The organism is Aestuariibaculum sp. M13, assembly GCF_024723255.1.
GTDB classification, from domain to species: Bacteria; Bacteroidota; Bacteroidia; order Flavobacteriales; family Flavobacteriaceae; genus Aestuariibaculum; species Aestuariibaculum lutulentum.
This window is the reverse complement of the sequence record NZ_JANIAC010000003.1, coordinates 334,741-359,696: the sequence shown is the minus strand read 5'-3', so window position 1 is coordinate 359,696 and position 24,956 is coordinate 334,741. Positions and strand designations below refer to the sequence as shown.

At 34.0% G+C, this 24,956-nt stretch carries 25 protein-coding genes; 15 read left to right on the top strand and 10 right to left on the bottom strand.

The annotated features are described in order from the left end of the window. Positions 1 to 4 precede the first annotated feature (4 nt). The gene (locus tag NO995_RS12895; protein WP_258227861.1) at positions 5 to 547 is read left to right on the top strand and encodes a YceI family protein; all 543 of its coding nucleotides are present in this window, start codon (positions 5 to 7) and stop codon (positions 545 to 547) included. Positions 548 to 587: 40 nt separating this feature from the next. Then, on the top strand, positions 588 to 959 hold the full coding sequence (locus NO995_RS12890; protein ID WP_240572804.1) for a 6-phosphogluconate dehydrogenase: 372 nt from the start codon (positions 588 to 590) through the stop codon (positions 957 to 959). A 45-nt stretch (positions 960 to 1,004) separates the two neighbouring features. Here the strand turns inward: NO995_RS12890 and carB are convergent, their stop codons facing one another. Together carB and rpmH are read right to left on the bottom strand one after the other, a co-directional pair. Then, on the bottom strand, positions 1,005 to 3,857 hold the full coding sequence (gene carB, locus NO995_RS12885; protein WP_258227860.1) for a carbamoyl-phosphate synthase large subunit: 2,853 nt from the start codon (positions 3,855 to 3,857) through the stop codon (positions 1,005 to 1,007). 112 nt (positions 3,858 to 3,969) lie between these two features. Continuing rightward, on the bottom strand, positions 3,970 to 4,131 hold the full coding sequence (rpmH, locus tag NO995_RS12880) for a 50S ribosomal protein L34 (RefSeq protein WP_188215129.1): 162 nt from the start codon (positions 4,129 to 4,131) through the stop codon (positions 3,970 to 3,972). A 296-nt stretch (positions 4,132 to 4,427) separates the two neighbouring features. On the opposite strand from rpmH, the gene NO995_RS12875 reads away from it, so the two are divergent. Further along, the gene (locus tag NO995_RS12875) at positions 4,428 to 5,003 is read left to right on the top strand and encodes a DUF2892 domain-containing protein (RefSeq protein WP_258227859.1); all 576 of its coding nucleotides are present in this window, start codon (positions 4,428 to 4,430) and stop codon (positions 5,001 to 5,003) included. 73 nt (positions 5,004 to 5,076) lie between these two features. Here NO995_RS12875 and NO995_RS12870 read toward each other — a convergent pair whose 3' ends face one another. Continuing rightward, positions 5,077 to 5,997, bottom strand: a complete 921-nt coding sequence (locus NO995_RS12870; RefSeq protein ID WP_258227858.1) for a lytic transglycosylase domain-containing protein — start codon at positions 5,995 to 5,997, stop codon at positions 5,077 to 5,079. A gap of 36 nt (positions 5,998 to 6,033) precedes the next feature. Next, positions 6,034 to 6,699, bottom strand: a complete 666-nt coding sequence (locus NO995_RS12865) for an alpha/beta hydrolase (RefSeq protein ID WP_258227857.1) — start codon at positions 6,697 to 6,699, stop codon at positions 6,034 to 6,036. 177 nt (positions 6,700 to 6,876) lie between these two features. Here NO995_RS12865 and NO995_RS12860 point away from each other — a divergent pair, with 177 nt between their 5' ends. Further along, positions 6,877 to 7,173: an N-acetyltransferase gene (locus NO995_RS12860; RefSeq protein WP_240572799.1), complete on the top strand. Its 297-nt coding sequence runs from the start codon at positions 6,877 to 6,879 to the stop codon at positions 7,171 to 7,173. Positions 7,174 to 7,246: 73 nt separating this feature from the next. On the opposite strand, the gene NO995_RS12855 is transcribed toward NO995_RS12860, so the two are convergent. Further along, positions 7,247 to 7,753, bottom strand: coding sequence for a hypothetical protein (locus tag NO995_RS12855; RefSeq protein WP_258227856.1), 507 nt, complete (start codon positions 7,751 to 7,753; stop codon positions 7,247 to 7,249). Positions 7,754 to 7,849: 96 nt separating this feature from the next. Continuing rightward, the gene (gene mtaB, locus NO995_RS12850; RefSeq protein ID WP_258227855.1) at positions 7,850 to 9,181 is read right to left on the bottom strand and encodes a tRNA (N(6)-L-threonylcarbamoyladenosine(37)-C(2))-methylthiotransferase MtaB; all 1,332 of its coding nucleotides are present in this window, start codon (positions 9,179 to 9,181) and stop codon (positions 7,850 to 7,852) included. 260 nt (positions 9,182 to 9,441) lie between these two features. On the opposite strand from mtaB, the gene NO995_RS12845 reads away from it, so the two are divergent. Continuing rightward, a complete protein-coding gene (locus NO995_RS12845; protein ID WP_375141557.1) occupies positions 9,442 to 11,067 on the top strand; it encodes an ABC transporter substrate-binding protein in 1,626 nt (541 codons plus the stop codon). Here NO995_RS12845 and NO995_RS12840 read toward each other — a convergent pair. From NO995_RS12840 to NO995_RS12830, 3 genes are all read right to left on the bottom strand, one after another. Beyond that, positions 11,064 to 11,396, bottom strand: a complete 333-nt coding sequence (locus NO995_RS12840) for a hypothetical protein (protein WP_258227854.1) — start codon at positions 11,394 to 11,396, stop codon at positions 11,064 to 11,066. The two genes, NO995_RS12845 and NO995_RS12840, sit on opposite strands and share 4 nt — an antisense overlap. 96 nt (positions 11,397 to 11,492) lie before the next feature. Continuing rightward, positions 11,493 to 12,668, bottom strand: coding sequence for a GlmU family protein (locus NO995_RS12835; RefSeq protein WP_240572794.1), 1,176 nt, complete (start codon positions 12,666 to 12,668; stop codon positions 11,493 to 11,495). A 132-nt stretch (positions 12,669 to 12,800) separates the two neighbouring features. Beyond that, on the bottom strand, positions 12,801 to 13,052 hold the full coding sequence (locus NO995_RS12830; protein ID WP_240572793.1) for a type B 50S ribosomal protein L31: 252 nt from the start codon (positions 13,050 to 13,052) through the stop codon (positions 12,801 to 12,803). Between the two features lie 156 nt (positions 13,053 to 13,208). Here NO995_RS12830 and NO995_RS12825 point away from each other — a divergent pair, with 156 nt between their 5' ends. The 7 genes from NO995_RS12825 (at position 13,209) to NO995_RS12795 (ending at position 20,299) form a co-directional block, all read left to right on the top strand. Then, the gene (locus tag NO995_RS12825) at positions 13,209 to 13,739 is read left to right on the top strand and encodes a DUF4199 domain-containing protein (RefSeq protein ID WP_258227853.1); all 531 of its coding nucleotides are present in this window, start codon (positions 13,209 to 13,211) and stop codon (positions 13,737 to 13,739) included. A gap of 42 nt (positions 13,740 to 13,781) precedes the next feature. After that, the gene (locus tag NO995_RS12820; RefSeq protein WP_258227852.1) at positions 13,782 to 14,732 is read left to right on the top strand and encodes a glycosyltransferase family 2 protein; all 951 of its coding nucleotides are present in this window, start codon (positions 13,782 to 13,784) and stop codon (positions 14,730 to 14,732) included. Positions 14,733 to 14,909: 177 nt separating this feature from the next. Further along, positions 14,910 to 16,640, top strand: a complete 1,731-nt coding sequence (locus tag NO995_RS12815) for a phospho-sugar mutase (protein ID WP_258227851.1) — start codon at positions 14,910 to 14,912, stop codon at positions 16,638 to 16,640. Positions 16,641 to 16,767: 127 nt separating this feature from the next. Continuing rightward, positions 16,768 to 18,594, top strand: a complete 1,827-nt coding sequence (locus tag NO995_RS12810; RefSeq protein WP_258227850.1) for an ABC transporter ATP-binding protein — start codon at positions 16,768 to 16,770, stop codon at positions 18,592 to 18,594. 166 nt (positions 18,595 to 18,760) lie between these two features. Then, entirely contained in the window at positions 18,761 to 19,312 is a 552-nt protein-coding gene (locus NO995_RS12805; protein WP_258227849.1) for an RNA polymerase sigma factor, read from the top strand. 30 nt (positions 19,313 to 19,342) lie between these two features. After that, positions 19,343 to 19,843 carry a hypothetical protein gene (locus tag NO995_RS12800; protein WP_258227848.1) on the top strand — a complete coding sequence of 167 codons (501 nt, stop codon included), beginning with the start codon at positions 19,343 to 19,345 and terminating at the stop codon, positions 19,841 to 19,843. A gap of 9 nt (positions 19,844 to 19,852) precedes the next feature. Next, entirely contained in the window at positions 19,853 to 20,299 is a 447-nt protein-coding gene (locus NO995_RS12795; RefSeq protein WP_258227847.1) for a sensor of ECF-type sigma factor, read from the top strand. Positions 20,300 to 20,333: 34 nt separating this feature from the next. On the opposite strand, the gene NO995_RS12790 is transcribed toward NO995_RS12795, so the two are convergent. Next, entirely contained in the window at positions 20,334 to 21,380 is a 1,047-nt protein-coding gene (locus NO995_RS12790; protein WP_258227846.1) for an oxidoreductase, read from the bottom strand. Between the two features lie 182 nt (positions 21,381 to 21,562). Between NO995_RS12790 and NO995_RS12785 the strand changes: the two genes are divergently transcribed. From NO995_RS12785 to NO995_RS12775, 3 genes are read left to right on the top strand one after another with little or no spacing between them, the layout of a single operon-like run. Then, positions 21,563 to 22,777, top strand: a complete 1,215-nt coding sequence (locus NO995_RS12785; protein ID WP_258227845.1) for an RsmB/NOP family class I SAM-dependent RNA methyltransferase — start codon at positions 21,563 to 21,565, stop codon at positions 22,775 to 22,777. Positions 22,778 to 22,829: 52 nt separating this feature from the next. Then, positions 22,830 to 23,930 (top strand): endonuclease, encoded by a 1,101-nt coding sequence (locus NO995_RS12780; protein ID WP_258227844.1) that lies wholly within the window; start codon positions 22,830 to 22,832, stop codon positions 23,928 to 23,930. A 31-nt stretch (positions 23,931 to 23,961) separates the two neighbouring features. Further along, positions 23,962 to 24,846 carry a fructosamine kinase family protein gene (locus NO995_RS12775; protein ID WP_258227843.1) on the top strand — a complete coding sequence of 295 codons (885 nt, stop codon included), beginning with the start codon at positions 23,962 to 23,964 and terminating at the stop codon, positions 24,844 to 24,846. Positions 24,847 to 24,956 lie beyond the last annotated feature (110 nt).

Sequence of the window (24,956 nt, the reverse complement as noted above, 5' to 3'; positions counted from 1 at the left end):
CACAATGAAATATCTACTCTATTGCATAGCATTTATCAGCTTAAATGTCTTTGCTCAGGATAAATATTTAACCAAAACAGGCACGGTTGCCTTCGAGGCTTCTGTTCCTTCATTTGAAGAGGTTAAAGCCACAAACCATTCGGTAACTGCTATTCTAAATGCTGAAAATGGTGAATTTGCAGCGCTAGTTCTTGTAAAAGGTTTCCGGTTTAAAAATGCCTTAATGGAAGAACACTTTAATGAAAACTATGCTGAATCAGACACCTACCCTAAAGCAACCTTTAAGGGTCGTATTGATGCCTTTAATTTTCCAGATATAAAACAAAATACAGCGCTAACCATTAGTGGAGAACTCAGCTTTCATGGCAAAAGCAAAACCTTAAACAAGGTTCCTATTGTTATTTCAAAAGTGAATGACATTCTTGAAATTTCTGGCGCTTTTAAGGCTTATGCTTCCGATTTTGATATTGAAATTCCGAAAATAGTTAGTAACAAAATAGCTGAAACGATAGATGTAGTTTTCAATTTTAAACTTACAAAAAAGTAATTCGGATTTTATTATCTTTAGCCTATATCAAATCATTACCATGAAAAAATTTCTTTATAAATTGATTGCAGCCATTGTTATTATAACGATTGGATATTTTTGCTTTGTTTACTATGTTCCCTATAGCGAGGGTGTTCGCTCAGGAGATTTAATTAAATTTAGTAACAAAGGTATGTTTACAAAAACCTGGGAAGGCGAATTAAGCCAGGGAGTTTCAGAAGAGCAACGCTTTGCTTTTTCGGTGGAAAAAGGCAACAAAAAAATTATCGAAGACCTACAAAAATATCAAGGTCGTTTTGTTAGACTCACCTATTTTGAACGTTACCGAACTTTCTTTTGGTTGGGGGACACCAAATATTTTATAACAAAAGTTGAAGAAGATAAGGAACGACAAACCTTATATAAGAAATAAAAAAAGCCGCTTTAAAAGCGGCTTTTTCATGTATTTAATTCAAGATTATTTACTCAAATACATTTTACGTCTTGAGTATAAATCGTAAAACTCATCGTCTTTTAAGCTCTCAATAAATAAGATACTTTCTCCTGTACTCTTCATCTCTGGCCCTAATTGTTTATTTACTTTCGGGAATTTATTAAAAGAGAATACCGGTTGCTTAATCGCGTACCCTTCTAATTGAGGATTAAAGTTAAAATCTTTAACTTTCTTATCTCCTAACATGACTTTAGTAGCGTAGTTTACGTAAGGCTCACCGTAAGCTTTAGCGATAAATGGTACCGTTCTAGATGCTCTTGGGTTTGCTTCAATAATGTAAACCACATCGTCTTTTATTGCAAACTGAATGTTAATTAATCCAACAGTATTTAAAGCTAATGCAATTTTCTTCGTGTGATCTTTAATTTGCTGCATTACCAAGTCTCCTAAGTTGAACGGAGGTAATGTTGCATTACTATCACCTGAGTGAATTCCACAAGGCTCGATGTGCTCCATGATACCGATGATGTAAACATCTTCTCCATCACAAATTGCGTCAGCTTCAGCTTCAATCGCACCATCTAAATAATGGTCAAGTAACAATTTGTTGTTAGGGATTGTTCTTAATAAATCTACTACGTGCTTTTCAAGCTCTTCTTTGTTGATTACAATTTTCATTCCTTGTCCTCCTAATACATAAGATGGTCTTACAAGGATTGGGAAATCTAATTTATCAGCAACTTTTAAAGCTTCTTCAGCAGACTCAGCAGTATCGAATTCTGGGTAAGGAATGTTATTCTCTTTTAATAAGGTTGAGAAACTTCCTCTGTCTTCAGCTAAATCTAAAGCTTCGTAGCTTGTTCCAATAATTTTAATACCGTAACGGTCTAATTTTTCAGCAAGTTTTAAAGCGGTCTGACCACCTAACTGAACAATAACACCTTCTGGCTTTTCATGTTTGATGATGTCGTAAATGTGCTCCCAGAATACCGGCTCGAAGTATAATTTATCTGCTGTATCGAAATCGGTTGAAACCGTTTCTGGATTACAGTTAATCATGATGGTTTCGTAACCAGCTTCAGCAGCAGCTAACACCCCGTGCACACAACAGTAATCGAACTCGATACCTTGCCCGATACGGTTTGGTCCAGAACCTAATACAATGATTTTCTTTTTATCAGAAACCACACTTTCGTTATCTGCATAACGTTTTCCGTCTGCAGTTTCCATATCACTCTCGAATGTTGAGTAATAGTAAGGCGTTTGCGCTTTAAACTCGGCAGCACAAGTATCTACTAATTTGTAAACACGGTTAATACCTAATTCTTCACGTTTATTATAAACTTCACTTTCTAAACAACCTAACATGTGAGCAATCTGTCTGTCACCGTAACCTTTTTGTTTAGCTTCAAGTAAAAGTTCTTTATCTAATGTATCAATTGTATACGTAGAAATTTCCTTTTGTAATAAGAATAACTCTTCGTATTGTTTTAAGAACCACATATCAATCTTAGTGATTTCGTGGATTCTGCTTAACGGAATACCCATAGCGATGGCATCGTAAATGGTGAATACACGATCCCAAGACGCATAGGTTAATTTCTCGATAATTTGATCGTAGTTTTTGTTCTCTTTACCATCGGCACCTAAACCATTACGCTTAATCTCTAAAGATTGTGTTGCTTTATGAAGTGCTTCCTGGAAAGAACGACCAATACCCATAACCTCACCTACAGACTTCATTTGAAGACCTAAAGTTCTGTCTGACCCTTCGAACTTATCGAAGTTCCAACGTGGTATTTTAACGATTACGTAATCTAAAGTAGGCTCGAATAAAGCCGAAGTAGATTTTGTAATTTGGTTTTGCAATTCATCTAAGTGGTAACCGATAGCTAATTTCGCAGCGATTTTAGCAATTGGATATCCAGTTGCTTTACTTGCTAAAGCCGAAGAACGAGATACACGAGGGTTAATCTCGATAGCGATAATATCTTCCTGATCGTCTGGCGATACTGCGAACTGTACGTTACATCCACCGGCAAAGTCACCAATACTACGCATCATTAAGATAGCCATATCACGCATTTTCTGGAATGTACTATCACTTAAAGTCATTGCCGGAGCAACGGTGATAGAATCTCCAGTGTGGATTCCCATTGGGTCCATATTTTCAATAGAACAGATAATAACTACGTTATCGTTAGCATCTCTTAAAAGCTCTAACTCGTACTCTTTCCATCCCATCATTGCTTTATCAATCATTACCTCATGGATAGGAGAAATTTCTAATCCGCGAGTTAATAATTCATCATAATCAGCCTCATCATATACGATAGCCGCTCCTGCTCCACCTAAAGTGAACGACGAACGGATACATAATGGGAAACCAAATTCCTGTGCAATTTTCTTTCCTTCTAAAAATGAGGTTGCAGTTGCCTGAGGAGCCATTTTTACTCCAATCTTCTCCATTAATTCACGGAACTGCTCTCTGTCTTCGGTAATATTAATAGCATCGATATCAACACCAATAATGTCTACTCCAAAATCTTTCCAGATTCCTTTTTCATCTGCTTCAATACATAAATTTAACGCTGTTTGTCCTCCCATTGTTGGTAAAACAGCATCAATTTGCGGATGTTCTTTTAAGATTTTAATAATAGACTTGGTTGTTAACGGTAGCAAGTAAACATGATCTGCCATAGAAGGATCTGTCATGATTGTTGCTGGGTTAGAATTGATTAATATTGTTTCAATTCCATCTTCTCTAAGAGATCTTAAAGCTTGAGTTCCAGAATAATCAAATTCACATGCCTGTCCTATAACGATAGGACCCGAGCCAATTATTAATATCGATTTAAGTTTTGAATTTTTAGGCATTTTTCCTGTTTATGTATTCTAATTATGTATGTTACTGTAGTAAGTGATAAGTATGCATAAAAAAAGGCGTTACACTAAAGCAACACCTTTATATTATAACAATATAATATCATTATTTTTTATGTCTAGATTCAGTCGATACAGACAATTTTTTTCTTCCCTTAGCTCTTCTGCGAGCAAGTACTTTTCTTCCATTAGCAGAAGCCATTCTTTCTCTAAAGCCATGTTTGTTTCTTCTCTTTCTTTTCGATGGCTGAAATGTTCTTTTACTCATTATCTTGTATCTTTAAAAATCTGAATTGTACTTAATTATTATTTCTTTGGGTTCCTCCAAAACTGAGCGCAAATATACAAAGACTTTTCACATTGACAAACGTTATTTAAAAAAATATTTTGAAATAATTTTTTGATACGTTTTCGAGCCCTTCATAAGCCTATTTATTTAGGATAATCGCCCGCTTTTTGTTAATTATCTTTTATTCTATTTTGATAAAATTTTAGTTTATTTGCAAATCGAATAAAGGTAACCAGGTTTTAAAAAGCCTATTAAACACTACAAACCTAATAAAAATGTACAATAAAATTATAAAACTTATCATAGCGATCGCCATTTTCGGGTATGCTATTTATCAATTTGTTGAGAATAATATTGGTAATGGTATTATGCTTATACTACTATCTTTAATATTTGTATTCTTATATTTTAAAAACGAATTTATTTTACTGGCATTTTTAAGATTACGTAAACAGGATTTTGATGGTGCTAAAAAATGGTTAGATAAAATTAAAAACCCTGAAAGTGCTTTAGTAAAAAAACAACAGGGCTACTACAACTACCTACACGGTTTAATGGTATCGCAGTCTAATGTTAATGAAGCTGAAAAATTCTTTAAGAAAGCGGTAACTTTAGGATTATCTATGGATCATGACTTAGCTATGGCTAAATTAAATTTAGCTGGAATTGCTTTTTCTAAACGCAGAAAGCAGGAAGCTCAGAAATTATTGAGCGAAGCTTCTAAATTAGATAAACAAGGCATGCTTGCCGATCAAATTAAAATGATGAAAGATAATATGAAGCGCGCACAAGGACCAAGTCAACATTACGGTGCTGGCGGATCGATTAGAGCACAAAAAAGAAGAGGATAATTTCCTTCTAAATAGGATATAAAAAAAGCACATCTAAATGATGTGCTTTTTTTTTATCTATACATTATTAATCTTAATTGTAATACCCTTCTTTTGGAATATCAATCTCATACATTTTTCGAGACTTGTTATTCAGGTGTGGTTCTCTTAACCAAGGGTTGTGCAATTTCAATATCTTGTAATTAATACCAAAACCTTCAGCAAACTTAGTAAAGTCGGTTACCGCTGAATCCACTTTCACTTTATAGGTAGGCACTTCCTGATATAAATCTTTTTCTCTAAAGTTGAATCCGTATTTCGCAGGATGAGATAAAATTTCTTTCAACGCAACGATTCTAAACAAATAACGCCCTGTTTCTTCCCCTAAAAGTAAATCGTAATAATCTGTTACATTTTGCTCTCTTAAACGTCTTGCCACACCAGCATTACCTGCATTGTAAGCCGCTGCTGCCAATGTCCAGCTTCCTAAATTGTTTTTTGCATCCAATAAATACTTACAAGCAACTTCAGTAGATTTTTCAAGATTATAACGCTCATCAACATTATCATTTACTTCTAATCCATTTTCTTTTGCTGTTGCTGGCATAATTTGCCAAACACCTCTTGCTCCTGCAGGAGACACGACATTGGTTAAGCCACTTTCTATTACGGCCAAATATTTAAAATCATCGGGGATACCATTCTTCTTCAAAATAGGCTCGATTACCGGAAAATATTTATTGGCACGCTTAAACATTAACAACCCGTTAGATTGCCAATACGTGTTAACCAACAACTCTCTATCCATACGCTCTAAAATATCAGGATTTTTTAATGGCAAAGGTTCTCCCGAAAACTCCAAATCATCTGGTACCTGAATGGCATAAACGTTATAATCGTTTATCAATTTCTTCTCAAAATTTTCATCTGTTGGCGCGTCTTGCAGAGCATAAATAAATAACGCACATAAACTTAATAATCCCACAAACGCCAAGGCTTTCTCTATAATCTTCATCGCTAAAAAGTTTTTCTCTAAAGGTAATAAAATTGATTATGCTTCTAAAATAATCTGTGGCAAATTTTCATTGAACCATTTATATTTATTGATAATCATAATATGGGTTCCTCCCTTTATAATTATACAATTTTTAATATTCTTAATTGGAAATACAGAATCGTTATCACCATGAATATGAACCAAACCCTCAGGAACAATTGTTTGACTCCAACATACCATCTGTTCTATAGCCCAGCTTAAATATCTGCTATCGTTTACCGACAGGTATTTTTTATATAAATCCAAGCGCTTGGTAACATTATTGCCAAAAGCATATTTAGCAACAACGTCAATTTTACTTGCTAATTGTGTAGGCACTAATTTATAAGCCATAGTAGCCTTTGCTATAAGCATTTGCCTTGGTAGTTCATTCTGTTGTTTAACACTCGATACAATAATTAGTTTTCTAACCGAAATATGCTTACTCATCTCCTGCACCAATACACCACCAAAAGACACGCCAACCAAAACAACATTGTCAAATTCTATATGTTCACATATACGTAAGGCATAATCGTTAATCGACTCCTCTCTTTCTGGCATTATCCACTCTAAAAAGTGAAGTTTAAATTGCGGCTCCGGAAATTTGATATACTCAAAAATTTTAGGGCTTGCCGCCATACCCGGCATAAAATATACATGTATAGTTTCTGTTGCCATAGTTAAATATACTTTATCTATTTTAAAATCCTCAAACGTACAAACACTAAACATTTATACAGCAAGGCATTAAGGCGCCATTTACTTTCCTTTAAGGATTATTTTTCGTAACTTGCAAAACAAAGTTATACAAATAGCACCCACTTTTTTAACGATTCCTAAGAAATAAAAACAATCATGATTGATGCCGCAGAATTAGTAGACAATGATTTTTTACGTCAGTTTGAACTGAAAATTGATAGCCACTTAGCTAAGATTGAGTACTCACTTCAAGAACGAAAAATTTTTTTAACCAAGCTTATCATTCCTGAACAGATTAAAGATGATGAATTCAGGAAAGAATTTTTAGAAGCTGTGTTTAAATCAATTGAAGAACGCAATTTAAGCGTTGTTCCTACAAGTCCTGAAATAGCTAAGTTTGTGAGAAGCAACCGAAAATACAAGCGCATGCTGCCGGTTGGTGTTAGAATTTAATTTTTAAAATTTAAAACATAAAAAAATCCAAAACCTTAAGGTTTTGGATTTTTCTTTATATCTAATTTGATTCTTAAAGTCTTGTATAAACCAACGTAATATCTTTTGTTTCTAAAATATCTGTTTTAGCAATATTGTGAATCTTCTGAGCATTTTTATAAATCATTGTTAATGTATTACCACTAACAACCGCTTCTCGTTCATTAATAAAAACACTTGAGCCCTTATGCTCATATGACGCAGCGAAACCTATAGAACCTTCATTATCACACTGCACCTGATATACATATACACCTAAAGTTTCGTTCAGGCTAATCATAACACTCGGGTTAAAAGTTAAATTTGACACCACAGTACCATCAACAGAGAATGTTAATATTTCCAAACTCTCACAAGAAACCTCTTCTATAAGATTAGTACTTAAAACAGAATCTCCATTTAAATCGACAGGAATACCAACTGTCCAGGAGGTTAACTTCCAAGTTCCTTCAACAGCATTATCGTTAACATCTACAGACTCTGTGTTACAGCTTGTAAATAATGCAAGAAATATAAATAGTATTGGAATCAATGATTTCATATAATTTGGGACATTACATGCGCTAAAATATATGGTAAACGCCCAAACTACAGAAAAAAACAGTTGAGTTGCCTGTTTTTTCAGATTAACTAAACATTAAACTGCCAATTCGTTGGTAAATTCAAACCTTACCAAGCCATCTGTATCAATTTTGGTTAACTTCACTTCGTGTAGAGTATTGACCAATTCCGGATTCCAAGGCGCTTTTACTTTTACGTAATTTTCTGTAAATCCGTGAATATAGCCCTCTTTATTTTCTCCTTCAAAAAGCACAGTTCTCGTGGTTTCTATCTGACTTTCATAAAATGCACGACGCTTTTTAACCGATAAACCTCGTAACATTTTACTACGCTTAGAACGTACATTATTAGCTACCACGCCATCCATTTCGGCTGCCTCCGTATTATCACGCTCTGAATACGTAAACACATGCAGATATGAAATATCCAGTTCATTTAAAAAGTTATAGGTTTCTAAGAAATGTTCATCTGTTTCCCCTGGAAAACCAACAATAACATCTACCCCAATACAGGCATGCGGCATCACTTCTTTAATTTTTGAAACACGATCTACATATAACTCACGCATGTAACGGCGCTTCATTTTCTTTAGTATATCGTTACTTCCGCTTTGTAATGGCACGTGAAAATGCGGCACAAAAGCTCTGGATTTTGAAACCAAATCAATTGTTTCGTTTTTCAATAGGTTAGGTTCTATAGATGAAATTCGTAAACGCTCAATACCATCTACTTTATCCAGTTCGGTAACCAGATCTAAAAAGGTATGCTCGTGTTTTTTATTACCAAATTCTCCTTTTCCGTAATCACCAATATTTACACCGGTTAAAACGATTTCTTTAATATTTTGAGCTGAAATTTCTCTGGCATTTTTAAGCACATTTTCCATAGTATCACTTCTGGAAATACCACGTGCTAAAGGAATTGTACAGTAAGTACATTTATAATCACAACCATCCTGAACTTTTAAAAAGGCACGTGTTCTGTCTCCAATAGAATAACTACCTACATAAAAATCGGCTTCTTCAATCTCACAGGAATGCACTTCCCCTAAATCGTTCTTGGTTAAATCGTTAAGATAATCGGTAATTTTGAATTTTTCTGTAGCTCCTAAAACCAAATCTACCCCATCTACATCGGCTAATTCCTGAGGTTTCAATTGGGCATAACATCCTACGGCAGCAACAAAAGCATCTGGGTTTATCTTCTGAGCCTGCTTCACGATACTTTTAAAACGCTTATCGGCATTTTCAGTTACCGAACACGTATTTATCACATATATATCTGCATTTTCAGAAAAATCCACACGATCGAACCCTTCTTCAGAAAAACTTCTTGCAATTGTTGAAGTTTCAGAAAAATTAAGTTTACAGCCTAACGTATAAAATGCTACCTTCTTTCTTGAATCCATAACCTTTTTAAAAACGTGCAAAGATAAGAAAAAAAGAGCGTTTCTAATCGAAACGCTCCGAATTTCAGGACATAACATAAATTATAAGCCCACAGTGAGAGACTTGAAAATAGGATTTGCCAATAATAGCAAATTTGCTTAACCATTAATTAGGACACACATTTTCTTAAAAAGTCACTAAAATCATCAATGAAACCTTAAAAATAATTTAGATATAGAACACAAAACTGCTATTTTTGAAACACCTTAATACTACCAATGTGATAAAAAAACAAACTCGTATTTTCGTTTTATTAAATTGTTTTACAGCAATTCTTTTATGCTTTTCATGTGATTCTAAACAAAAAAACAATCGAGATCATTTAGTTTTTAAATATAACGAACACAAAAACATTGGTTCTTTAGACCCTGCCTTTTCAAAAGACATAGCCGATATCTGGGCTACTAATCAACTTTTTAACGGGTTAGTTCAAATGGATGACGACATGCAGGTATTACCTTGTATTGCAAAAAGCTGGACCATTTCTGAAGATGCCTTAACTTACAATTTCTCACTTCGTAGCGACGTTAGGTTTCATAAACACGAACGCTTCGGAAAAGATTCCACAAGAACTGTTACTGCAGCAGATTTTGAATATAGCCTGAACAGATTACTGGACAAACAAGTTGCTTCTCCGGGAAGCTGGGTTTTAAATAAAGTCAACAACTTTAAAGCTGTTAACGACACCATTTTTCAAATAACCCTAAAACAACCATTTCCTGCCTTTCTTGGTCTACTAACCATGAAATACTGTAGTGTGGTGCCTAAAGAAATTGTAGAATTTTATGGTAGCGATTTCAGATCTAACCCTATTGGCACCGGACCTTTTAAATTAAAACGCTGGGAGGAAAACATAAAACTGGTATTCAGAAAGAACGAAAACTATTTTGAAAAAGATACAAACGGAAATAAACTACCGTATCTTGAGGCTATAGCCATTACATTTTTACCGGACAAACAAAGTGAATTTTTACAATTTGCTCAAGGAAACATTGATTTTGTTTCGGGATTGGATGCTTCGTACAAAGATGAAATACTGACTGCCGACGGGAAGTTACGAGATTTGTATAAATCTGAGGTTAATATGATTCGTGGCCCCTATTTAAACACTGAATATTTAGCGTTCTATATGGATGCTGAAGTTCCTGAAATACAGTCTGAATACATCAGAAAAGCGGTAAATTATGGTTTTGACAGAAATAAAATGATGATTTACCTGCGTAATGGCATTGGTATTCCGGCAAACGGTGGATTTATCCCAAAAGGCTTACCTGGCTACAACGATAATATCGGATTTACTTACCAACCCGAAAAAGCCAAAGATCTTGTTACTAAATTTAAAGCTGAAACCGGTATAGAAAACCCTGAAATTACCATCACAACAACCAGCAACTATTTAAGTTTTTGTGAATATATTCAGCGGGAAATTCAAAAAACAGGATTACAGGTTCATGTTGATGTTATTCCTGCGGCTACTCTAAAAGACGCTAAAGCAAACGGGAAATTAGATATGTTTAGAGCCAGTTGGGTGGCCGATTATCCTGATGCCGAAAATTACTTATCGCTTTATTACAGTAAAAACTTTGCTCCCAACGGACCAAACTATACGCACTTTAAAAGTGAATCATTCGATACTTTATACGAACAGGCTTTTAAAGAAACAAATACCGAAAACCGAAAACAGCTGTACACTAAAATGGATAGCTTGGTCATGCAACAAGCCCCGGTAGTTGTTATGTTTTATGACGAAGTTGTTAGATTTACCAGAAAAAATGTAATGGATTTAGGTATTAACCCAATCAATTTATTAAACTTAAAACAGACAAAAAAAGTAAAGCACGATTAATTATCAATGCTTTTGCCTATATCCTGAATTTCATCCTTTATAATTACAACATTATTTTTCCAACGAGATTCTAAGAATTTATAAAATCCATAAAGCGTTAGCAAACCAACAGGTATCCCTAAATAGCTTATAGACGAATTATTATCCCAATCAATATACCAGTTGAATACAAATTCATCAAAAATAACTAATCCGATTACAAAAAGTACCATTGAAGCGTAATACACCACAATACTCAAAATAGCAAACAACCATTGATTCTGATTGTACCGACCAGCTAATTCATAAAACTTTTTGCCGATAAAATAAATAAAAAAGATACCTAACATAAGTAACAGATAGAATTAAATAAAAAAGAGAAACACCTTATTTTTAAAGGTGTTTCTCTCAAATATAGAAAATGATTTTTAATTCTCCTGAAAAATCTATTGACGTCTGTACTTCGCTGTTTCCTCAAAAATGTGTTCAAAAATAGCCTTATCCTGCTCTGTTAAAGACAAATTACGTCTAGACATGACCACTTCCATCACTTCAAAAGCCTTTTTGGTTGTGTAGGTTGTAAATCCGGCGCTTCCACCCCAACTATAACTTGGCACAAAATTTCTTGGGAATCCACTTCCAAAAATATTAGCACTTACCCCAACTACTGTACCTGTATTAAACATGGTATTGATCCCACATTTACTGTGATCTCCCATCATTAAACCACAAAACTGCAATCCGGTTCTGGCAAAACCTTCGGTTTCATAATTCCATAGTCTAACTTCAGCGTAATTATTTTTAAGGTTAGAATTATTAGTATCGGCCCCTAAATTACACCATTCACCTAATACAGAATTGCCTAAATACCCTTCATGACCCTTATTGGAATACCCAAAAATAACAGAGTTCTTAACCTCTCCTCCAACTGTACTGCTAGGCCCTACCGTGGTTGGTCCATAAATTTTAGCTCCCATTTTAACTGTAGAAGATTGCCCTAATGAAAAAGGTCCGCGAATTAAAGACCCCTCCATTATTTCGGCGTCTTTACTAATATAAATTGGTCCGCTACTCGCGTTTAGGGTTACAAACTCAAGCTTAGCCCCCTCTTCAATAAATATATTTTCAGCTGCAATAATGTTGCAACTCGATGGAATTGGTTGTGAGCGTCTTCCTTTAGTTAACAGATTAAAATCTTCCTGTATAGCTTCTCCGTTTTTAGAAAATATATCCCAGGTGTTTTCAACTTTAATCAATTCATCATGAAACTCTAAAGCTTCATAATTCTCAAAATTAATATCATCCTGAGTATCCTTGGTATAAAATGCAATAACATCTTCATCTTTAAAAATCGCCTGATTTTCCTGTAAATCTTTCACCATTTCTACCAATTCAAAATTTGGTAAAAACGACGCATTAATCATAATGTTTTCGTCCATCTCTACCATGGGGTATTTATCAGATAAATAGTCTTCCGTTACCGTAGTAGTGGTAGAATCTAAAAAGGTTTCCCATTTTTCGCGAATGGTTAAAATACCAATTCTTATATCTGCTACCGGACGTGTAAAAGTAAAAGGGAGTAAATTATTTCTGGACGGACCATCAAAAAGGATGTAGTTCATAACGTTAGGACGTATTAATTAATACCTAAACAACCTGTGTTTTGGCATCCCAAAAATAGCTTAATTAACGAAAACAAAAAAGCCTTCAACATAAAATATTGAAGGCTTTTAATATTATATAAAGTACTAAGATTATTTGCTAAACTTAGCGTATTTGTTTTTGAATTTATCAATACGACCAGCAGTATCTACTAATTTAGATTTACCAGTGTAGAATGGGTGCGATGTTCTTGAAATCTCCATTTTAACAAGTGGATACTCAACACCATCAACCTCAATAGTTTCGTTAGTGTTTGCTGTAGACTTAGTTAAAAATACATCTTCGTTAGACATATCTTTGAATGCTACTATTCTATAATTTTCTGGATGTATACTTTTTTTCATCGCTAAAGCTTTTATTCTGTTCAATTTTGGAAGTGCAAAAATAAGCATTTTTTACAAACTACCAATACTTTTTAATATTTTTTATTTAGATTTAAATTGTAACGATTTTCTATCTTTGACAACTAATCATTCAACTTACCTTATAAACGCAAAAATATGGAAAAATCTTTAAAATCTATAGCTACTAACTGGGGACTCTTTCTAGGAGCTTTATTAGCAGGTATTATTGTGGTTGCCTATGCTGTAAATCTGGACCTATTAAATAATATGTGGGTTGGTATTTTTATTCTAGTAGCTATTATTGCTTTTGGAATTATATCTGTAGCTAAAGTAAAACAAGCTCAAGATAGCTTTGCTTCTTTTAAGGAGGCTTTTACTTCTTTCTTTCTTACCGCATTAATAGGTTTGGTGATATACACTTTGCTTACATTTGTCTTATTTAGCGTAATAGATACTGAAGCTGGTGCCGTGTTAAAAGAAAAAACAATAGAAAACAGGGTTGAAATGATGAAAGGGTTTAATACCCCAATAGATGATATTGCTAAATATGTAGAACAAATGGAAACTCAAAACATTTTTTCTCTATTAAATATGCTAAAGGGATTAGCCATCTATCTGGTTCTTTTTAGCATCATAGGCCTTATAGTTGCAGCGGCAATGAAAAAAAGTAAGCCAGCCATTGAATAATTTAAGTATTTTTGATTTTTACAAATATCTGAAAGTCTTTAAATGAATATATCAGTAGTCATACCACTACTTAACGAACAAGAATCTTTAACAGAATTACATGATTGGATTGCAAAGGTTATGCAATCCAATCGTTTTTCGTACGAAATCCTATTTATTGATGATGGTAGTACCGACGATTCCTGGAAAATTATACAACAATTATCGAAACAAAACGAAAGTGTAAAAGGCATTCGTTTTGCTAAAAACTTTGGCAAATCTCAGGCCCTGCATGCCGGTTTCGAAAAAGCGCAAGGCGATGTAGTAATTACCATGGATGCCGATTTACAGGATAACCCGGACGAAATTCCAGAACTATACGACATGATAACCAAAGATCGTTTCGATTTGGTTTCTGGATGGAAAAAGAAACGCTACGACTCAGTTATTGCTAAAAATTTACCTTCCAAATTATTTAACTGGGCGGCCCGTAAGACCTCAGGCGTAAAGCTTAATGATTTTAACTGCGGACTTAAAGCCTATAACAACGATGTTGTAAAAAACATTGATGTCAATGGTGAAATGCACCGTTATATCCCTGTACTGGCTAAAAATGCTGGTTTCAACAAAATTGGCGAAAAAGTGGTTCAACATCAGGCCAGAAAATACGGTGAAACTAAATTTGGTATGAACCGCTTCATAAACGGCTTCCTTGATTTGATTACCATTTGGTTTATTTCACACTTCGGTAAACGCCCAATGCATTTATTTGGGGCTTTGGGTGTCCTTATGTTTATTATCGGATTTGCATTTTCATTTTATTTAGGCATTGATAAACTCTTTTTAAATCCGTCAGGAAGATTGATTACAGAACGTCCACAATTCTTTTTAGCCCTGTCAACCATGATTATTGGCACACAATTTTTTGTTGCAGGCTTTCTTGGTGAGATGATTTTACGATCGAAACAAGATAAAAAACGCTATTTAATCAAGGACGAGACTTCAAATTTTTAACGAAATAAAAAAAATACTGAGAATCCTTCAAATGTCTTAAAAAATAAGGCTTACAAAGGGTTCTTTTATTTTTTTTTAATAACTTTAAAACAGTTTCATACCCTTCAAAAATTGAAACCAACAAACTAAACTAAGTACAATAATTTCTTTTTTTGAAAATATATTTTAAAACACATTATGATACACATCGAACCAAAAATTTTAGACCGAATTAACACCTGGTTAACCCCAACTTTTGACGAAGAAACACAAGATTTTATAAAAAACAGTATTGCTCACAACCCAAAAGATATTCAGGAGAGCTTTTACAAAGATTTAGAATTTGGTACCGGAGGTATGCGTGGTGTTATGGGTATTGGTACGAACCGTATTAATAAATATACACTTGGAAAAAGCACACAAGGCTTAAGCGACTATTTGCACAAATCATTTCCTGGAGAAACACCAAAAGCCGTTATTGCTTACGATTGCCGCCACAACAGTAAAACTTTAGCAAAGGTAGTAGCTGATGTATTTTCGGCTAATGGCATTGAAGTGTATTTATTTGAAGACTTACGCCCTACACCAGAATTATCGTTTGCTGTAAAACATTTAAACTGCCATTGCGGAATTGTTTTAACAGCTTCTCACAACCCACCAGAATACAACGGATATAAAGTATATTGGCAAGATGGTGGACAGTTAGTACCACCACAAGATGGTGAAGTTATCACTATGATTAACGATATTGATTATTCTGATATTAAGTTTGAAGCTAACGATGCTTTAATCCATTATATCAGCACAGATGTTGATAATGCATTTATAGAAGCATCAGTAAAAAACGGATGCGTTGGTGCAACCCAAGCCGCAAAAGACGATTTAACTATCGTATTTACCTCTTTACACGGAACATCGATTACTGCTGTTCCTGAAACCTTAAAACGTGCCGGATATAAAAATGTTCATATTGTAAAAGAACAGGAAGTACCTAATGGCGATTTCCCTACGGTAGCTTCTCCAAACCCGGAAGAGCCAGCTGCTTTAAAAATGGCTTTAGAATTAGCTGAAAAAGTGAATGCCGATATCGTTATTGGAACCGACCCCGATTGCGATCGTTTAGGTGTTGCTGTTAGAAACAGTGATGGCGAATTACAATTGCTTAACGGAAATCAAACCATGTTAATGATGACCGATTTCTTATTAAAACAATGGAAAGCTGAAGGCAAAATTAACGGAACCCAATTTATTGCTTCAACCATCGTATCAACGCCGATGCTAAATAAACTGGCTGAAGCTTATAATGTAGAAAGTAAAATTGTTTTAACAGGATTTAAGTGGATTGCCAAATTAATTAAAGACTATCCGCAATTAGACTTTATTGGTGGTGGTGAAGAAAGTTTCGGCTACATGGTAGGTGACTTTGTACGCGACAAAGATGCGGTAACTTCTACCTTATTAGCTTGCGAAATTGCTGCCATTACAAAATCTAACGGAAGCTCTTTTTACAATGAATTAATAAAACTTTACGTTGAGCACGGCTGTTTTAAAGAAAAACTGGTATCTCTGACTAAAAAAGGAATTGAAGGTGCACAGGAAATTACTCAAATGATGATTGATGCCCGCGAAAACCCGCTTAAAGAAATCAACGGGTCAAAAGTTGTTAAACTGGAAGATTACGACACATCGATTGCCAAACATTTATTAACGGGAGAAGAAACTACTATTGATGTACCAAAATCGAACGTATTAATCTATTATACAGAAGACGGTAGTCAGATTGCTTTAAGACCTAGTGGTACCGAGCCAAAAATTAAATTTTACGTGAGTGTTAATACAAAATTAAACTCTGCAGAAGATTTCAAAACCGTTGAAGCAGAATTAGACACTAAAGCGGAAACCATTTTAAAAGACATGAAGCTTATCTAATTATTAACAGTAAAGAAGTCAAAAAATTGTTAAACAGATATATTTAATTTAAATAGCTATATCTTTGTAAAATATGCATGCTTTTATGTTTTTCATAAAAGCATGTTTTTTTAACACACCTTTTTAAATGAAGCAATTTTTCAACATTTTACAATACGCAAAGCCATATAAAAGCTATGCTATTGGTCACATTATTTCAAACATATTTTACGCACTTTTCGGTGCACTATCTTTCGTTGCTCTTATCCCTATGTTGGATATTCTATTCGAAAAGAATTCTAAAAAAATCACCGAAGCTCCCGTATATGAAGGCTTAAGTCATTTAAAGGATTACTACAAAGATTATCTTGCTTATCAGGTAAATCAGTATACAGAAAGTGAACCTCAAAAAGCACTATTACTGGTTGTTGGCTTAATCATAATTTTATTCCTTCTTAAAAACATCTTTGGCTATTTAGCGAATTACTTCATGGTATTTTTAAGAAATGGTGTAGTGCGTGATTTAAGAAATAACGTTTATCAAAAGACTATAGAACTTCCGCTTGCTTACTTTTCTGAACAACGCAAAGGTGATATTATGGCTCGTGTTACTCAGGATGTTGCAACGTTACAATATTCTATGCTTCCTGCTTTAGAATTAATCTTCCGTGAACCATTAACGATTATTTTTACAATCATCATGATGGTTATCATAAGTTTTAAATTAACCCTATTCGTATTCATTTTCATTCCTTTAGCAGGATTAATTATTTCTAGAATTGGCAGGAGTTTAAAACGAAAATCAGATCGTGTTCAAAAAGAACAAGGAATTCTTTTATCGACTTTAGAAGAAACTCTAACGGGGTTACGTATTATAAAAGGATTTAATGCTGAAGAAAAATTTAATGACAGATTCCAAAATTCAACGAATCGTTTTTTTAATTTTTCTAACAAGCTTTTAAATAGACAAAATTTAGCCTCTCCAACAAGTGAATTTCTTGGAATTCTAGTAATTTCAGTGCTTTTATGGTATGGAGGTCAATTGGTACTTGTTGACGGCTCATTAGACGGGAGTTCTTTTATTGCATACATAGGTTTAGCTTATAATATTATGGTGCCTGCAAAAGCTATTTCTCGCGGATTATACAACATCAAACAAGGTGATGCAGCTGCCGAACGTATTCAGGAAATTATCGATGCGCCAAACCCATTAAAAGACAAAGAAAATGCTATCGCTAAAACAGGGTTCGATGCTGAAATCGTATTCGAAAACGTTTCTTTTAAATACGATAAAGACTATGTGCTTAAAAACTTCTCATTAACCATTTCTAAAGGTGAAACCATTGCTTTAGTGGGACAGTCCGGAAGTGGAAAATCGACTATTGCGAATTTAGTAACCCGTTTTTATGACGTTAATGAAGGTCGCATCTTAATTGATGGTATCGACATTCGTGAGCTGACTACCTACTCACTTCGTAACCAATTAGGAATTGTTACTCAAGATGCTATTCTGTTTAACGACAGCATTAAAAACAACCTAAAATTAGGTAAAGACAATGCTTCAGACGAAGACATTATCGATGCATTGAAAGTAGCTAATGCCTGGGAATTTGTAAAGGAATTACCAGAGGGCATTAATACTAATATTGGTGATGCCGGTAACAAATTATCCGGAGGACAAAAGCAACGTTTAAGTATTGCCCGTGCCGTACTAAAAAGTCCTCCTATTATGGTATTAGACGAAGCAACTTCCGCTTTAGATACCGAAAGCGAACGTTTAGTACAGGTAGCTCTGGAAAATATGATGAAAAACAGAACATCTATAGTTATTGCACACAGATTGTCAACCATTCAAAATGCCGACAATATTATTGTCATGAGTAAAGGTGAAATTGTTGAGAAAGGTAAACACAGCGAACTTATTGCTAAACAAGGTGTTTACCAAAAGCTTGTAGAAATGCAAAGTTTTGAATAAACAATCATTTTAATGGATATAAATAAAAAAGGATAGAGCCCCAGGTTTCTATCCTTTTTTTATTCTAAGTAAACAAACAAAATAAGACACAACCTCACATTCTATTTTAACTTATTTTTATAATCAACACATTAAACTTTCTGTAATTTTATAGGTCTAACCTTTAATGCATTTAGTGATTGACGAAGATTTATTAATTGAGCAACTAAAATCTGACTCTGTAAAAGAAGAAGCTTTTAGACACCTTATAACGCTTTACAAAGAGCGCTTATATTGGCATATCCGAAATATTGTGAAATATCACGACGATGCAGACGATGTTTTACAAAACACTTTTATTAAGATTTATAAAAATATTCATAATTTTAAAGGAGAAAGTAAACTATTCTCTTGGATGTACCGTATAGCTACTAACGAGTCGATAACATTTATTAATAAAAATGCTAAGCGACTGCAAACCAACAATGAGGAAGCACAGCAATTAGCTATAAATAATTTAACATCCGATGTGTATTTTGAAGGTGATGCCATACAGCTAAAATTACAAAAAGCCATAGCCACCTTACCAGAAAAACAACAACTGGTTTTTAATATGAAATATTTTCAGGATTTAAAATTCAAGGATATGGCAGAAATTTTAGAAACCAGTGAAGGTGCTTTAAAAGCATCTTATCATATAGCAACAAAAAAAATAGAAGCTTATTTAACTAAAGATTAAACCTTTAGTTAAAAATAAAGTCTTACTTATATGAGTCAGGAAAAACTACATACTATCAAAAATTCAGGATTTAAAGTCCCAGAGAATTACTTCGATACTTTAGAAGACAGGTTGTTTACCCAAGCAAAACTTAAAGCATCGACAGATTCTTCTGGATTTACTGTTCCTGAAAATTATTTAGACACGCTCGAAGACAAGATTCTTAGCCAGGTTTCTAAGCAGCAGGAAGAACCTAAAGTTATTTCTCTGTTTAACAGAAAAAATCTGCTTTATGCTTCAAGTATTGCTGCTGCAGTTACCTTATTGTTTACACTTTCCATCCAAAAAACGAAACCTATGTTAGACGGTGTAGACAATGAAACGCTAGAAAGTTATTTATTAAATGAAGATATCGATTTATACGAAATAGCCTCAAGATTAACAGTTGAAGACTTAGCCGAAGAAAATTTTAAAGAAGTAAAAATTGATGAAGCAACCTTTGAAGACTACATTCTTAACGATGTAGACCTTGAAGGTATAATGACTAATTAAAAGTTTGTTATGATGAAAAAATTAATACTCCCTATATTATTTCTTTTAATTTCAGTCACTGGATTTGCCCAAGGTCACGACGAAAAATTTAAAGAACTAAAAATACCTTTCATTTCAGAACGCCTAAATTTAACTCCTGATGAAGCTGAAAAGTTCTGGCCGATATATAATGATTACGAAGAAGTATCATCTAAAATAAGAAATGACATTCATGGTATTCAGTATAAAATAAAAAAGAACATTAACGATTTATCAAATGAAAAAGCAAAAGAATTGCTAGATAAATTAAGTGCTTCGGAAAGAAAACGAATCGATGTCGATGACAAATTAAACCGGGACCTCCTTAAATTCTTACCTCCAAAAAAAGTATTAATTTTAAAAGGAGCTGAAAAAGAATTCAAAAAACGACTGTTTGACAGTTATTTAGAAAAAAAAATGAAATCTGAAAAACGATAATAAAAAAAAGGAGCTTTAAAAAAGCTCCTTTTTTTTATTCCCTAAATGTTAGTTTGGCTATTCGTTTTGAACCTCCTGCATACGCTGTAGAATCGTTTATAAATCGTATAGTATAAAAACCCTCATCACTTAAATGCATCCACGATTCTCCACCATCTTTACTGTAATCAATCCCTTTAAAACCAGTGGCAATCAATTCCTTTCCTTCTCGATTTGGCAAAAACTGTACACAGCTTCGATAGCCAGGCATTTGTCCATCAGCGACCAGATTCCAGGTTTTACCGCCATCAACGGTTTTCATCTTATTGGCTTTATTTGCATCTGGCTTTGTAAAATCTCCTCCAATGGCATAACCTAAATTATCATCATAAAAAGCAACAGAATATATACCTTCAGTTTCAGCATCCTGAATCATAGGTGACTTTGTTACGGTCCAGGTTTTCCCTTTATCTTCTGTTAAATATACATTACCTTTCGTAGTGGCAACCCAGGCTTTATCTCCCATTACTGCAATATTGGTATTACTAGCGGCAAAAGCCCCTTCTCCAACTTCTCCTTCTGGTAAATTTTCACAAGACATCTTATTCCAGCTCTGTCCACCATCGCGAGTAATAATAATGGATAAACAACCATCTACACTATCACCAACGGCTACGCCTTCAGTATCATTCCAAAACGTCATGGCATCATAAAATACGCCTTCGGTGGTTTCTTTGTAAACTAATTGCATTCTGCCATCATCACCAGTTTTATATAACAAAGCTGGATTTTCAATACTCAACATAAAAAAATCAGATGAAGTATGTGCTACAGCTCTAAAATGAAGATTTAAAGAATCATATTGCTGAACCGAACTTTGCCACATTTTAGTATTTGGGTTATACAACCCAAACATTCCATTGTTCGCTGCAAAAGCCAGACTTTTGTCATTTAGAATTTCAATCGCACGCACACTTAATAATGAATCTTCAATAATTTCTTCAACGGCTACCGATTTAAAATCCCTAGGAATAAATTCTGCTTTCTTCTGGCAGGAAAATAATGTTGTAATCAATAAAAGGGTAACGAATAACTGTTTCATATATAGTATGTATTTGTTTTAAAATTGAATAATATACATCTTGTTACGTACAAACGCGCTGTTATAGCTCATTTTAAAGTCGAAATTTTCGCTAAATGTATAAAAGCTATGTAAATAAAAACTTAAAGCTATAAACAAATTAACTTTTAAATGTACCTTTGCAGCCTCATATTTTATTTACAATGCGATTACACAGAAATTTATGCTTCTCAGTTATAGATGGTTTAACTCTAATCTTTAACGAAGGACAATATGCCGACAAAGTTATTCAACAACTTTTAAAACGCGACAAGCGTTGGGGAAGTCGTGACCGTGCTTTCGTTGCCGAAACAACTTACGATATTGTACGTTGGAAACGTCTTTATGCTGAAATTGCTGAAGTTAAAGAACCGTTTGACAGAGATAATCTGTGGCGCATGTTTGCTGTGTGGGCAACCCTGAAAGGTATTAAATTACCGGATTGGAAATATTTTGAAAACACACCAACTCGTAAAATTAAAGGACGTTTTGATGAGTTATCGAAAATCAGAAAGTTTAAAGAATCTATACCTGACTGGATTGATGCCATTGGCGAGAAAGAATTAGGAGCTGATGTCTGGTCTAAAGAAATCGAGGCTTTAAACGAACAGGCCGATGTTATTTTACGTGTAAATACACTAAAAACTACTAAAGAAAAACTTCAGGCTGAACTATTCGATTTAGATATTGAAACCGAATTTTTAGCCGATTATCCATATGCTTTAAAATTAAAAGAACGTGCTAATGTATTTTCTACAGAAGCGTTTAAAAACGGATTGTTTGAAGTTCAGGATGCCTCTTCTCAATTAGTGGCCGATTTATTAGATGTAAAACCTGGTATGCGCGTAGTAGACACCTGTGCTGGTGCGGGGGGTAAAACCTTACATATTGCTTCTTTAATGGAAAACAAAGGGCAAATTATTGCTATGGACATCTATGCTAACAAGCTTCATGAGCTAAAACGTCGTGCAAAACGTAATAGCGCTCATAATATCGAAACTCGTGCTATTGACTCTACCAAAGTAATTAAAAAGCTTTATGATAAAGCAGACCGTGTTTTAATTGATGCACCATGTTCTGGTTTAGGCGTTTTACGTCGTAACCCAGATGCGAAATGGAAACTTGAAGAAAGCTTCTTAGACCGTATCAGACAAACACAACAAGATATTTTACAACAATATTCTAGAATGGTTAAACCAGGAGGCAAATTAGTTTACGCAACTTGCTCGGTGTTACCTTCTGAAAATCAACAACAAGTTGAAAAATTCTTAACATCAGAATCAGGAAAAGACTTTATATTTGTAAAAGACGATAAAGTATTATCGCACAAATCTGGTTACGATGGATTTTATATGGCGCTTTTAGAAAAGAAAGCCTAAACCAAAACATATACTGTTTCATCTGACCATCAAAACCCATAAATTGATTCAGATGAAACAGCTTTACTTGTTATCTTTCTTCCTTCTTTCAACTTTCGTTTTTGCCCAAATACCTTCAGGATACTACGATTCTGCTACAAGTACAGGAGCTACCTTAAAAACACAGTTATTTAATATTATAAACAACAACACCAATAGTTCCACAGTAGCTAATTATGGTGATTTATGGACTTTATATGATCAAGCTGCCTTCAAAGATAGTTACTACGATAATGATAATAGTTTGGTTGATTTATACACTGAAATTCCTTTATCACCTGACACTTTTAACTTTACAACCATAACAAATCAATGTGGAAATTATAATAGTGAAGGTGACTGTTATAATAGGGAGCACGTTATTCCTAAGTCTTATTTCGGAGGTGATAATTCATACCCAATGTATTCTGATGCTCATTTTGTTTTTCCTTCAGACGGTTATGTTAATGGAAAACATGCTAATTACCCGTATGGCACAGTAAACTCTGCTTCATATACTTCTTCAAACGGCTCTAAACTAGGGAGTAGTTCTGTTTCCGGATATTCGGGATCTGTTTTTGAACCTATCGATGAATTTAAAGGTGATGTTGCAAGAGCCTACTTTTATTTTATAACACGCTACGAAGACCAACTTTCTACTTTTTACACCAATTATGCGTCAAGTGAAGTAAGTGCAATGTTTGATGGAAACACCTTCCCTGGAATAGAATCTAACTTTTTAAATATTCTATTAACTTGGAACAATTTAGACCCTGTTAGTCAATATGAAATTAATAAAAATAACGAGATCTATAACTTTCAAGGCAATAGAAACCCTTTTATAGACGACTCAAGCTATATCACAAAAATATGGGGAACTGCTTTATCTACTAATGATTTCACAACCCTTAACTTAAAAATCTACCCAAACCCGGTTAAAGACCATTTTATTTATATTTCTACCACACAAGATTTAGATGCCATCATCTACAATGTTTTAGGTAAAGAAATTCTAAAACAACATCTAAACACAAACAATAAAAAAATGGATGTTAGCGCACTTAATAAGGGTGTGTATTTGTTAAAACTTAGTTCCGATTCTGGAACCATCACTAAAAAACTAATAAAGCAATAATGTAATACTGATATAACCAAAGACCATCGAAATGATGGTCTTTTATTTTTATGATATGACCGAAGATTTTATCGCACATATTTCAAAACAAATTAAAGCTCCCATTGAATCTATACATTCAGTTTCGGGCGGTGATATTTCGTCTGCTTATAAAATCATAACTTCAGGTCAAAGTTATTTTCTTAAAACCAATACCATTTCCAATGCTTTGCAAATGTTTCAAACTGAAGCGGAAGCTCTAAAAACCATAGCCAACACTAATACGATTTCAACTCCAAAGGTTTTGGATTACTCTCAGTTTAAAAACACCTCCTTTTTACTTCTTGAATTTATTGACAGTAAATCACCCGATTCAGAAGATTTCAAAACTCTGGGAAGACAACTAGCCGAACTTCACAAAAATACAAATGCTTATTTCGGCTTACAGCAGGACGATTTTATTGGAAGTCTTATTCAATATAATAAACCTACTGATTCCTGGAACTCCTTTTACGTTAACGAACGGCTGTATCCTCAGCTACAATTAGCAATCCAAAGACAATTACTACTGGAATCTGAATGTCCTTCAAAAGGGCAGATGTTAAACAAACTAAACCCCTTATTTCAAAACATAAAACCTTCGCTTTTACATGGCGACTTATGGAGCGGGAATTATTTAATTGCTACAAATGGAAAGCCATATCTTATCGATCCGGCAATGTATTTCGGGGATTCGGAAGTAGATATTGCCATGACAAAACTCTTTGGTGGATTCTCTGAAGACTTCTACAAAGCCTATCATAATATGATACCAGAAGATGAATTCACATCTAATCGCATCGAAGTTTATCAATTGTATTACCTGTTAATTCACCTTAATTTATTCGGAAAAAGCTATTATTCATCAGTGATTAATCTCCTTAAAAAATACTTTTAAACTCCTTGAAAAACATCCTATTAATTAATCAAAAATGCTTTCATAAAAAAAGCCATTTAAATGACTAAAAAAGTGTATTTTTGCATTTTCAAATTACAACCATAATACAT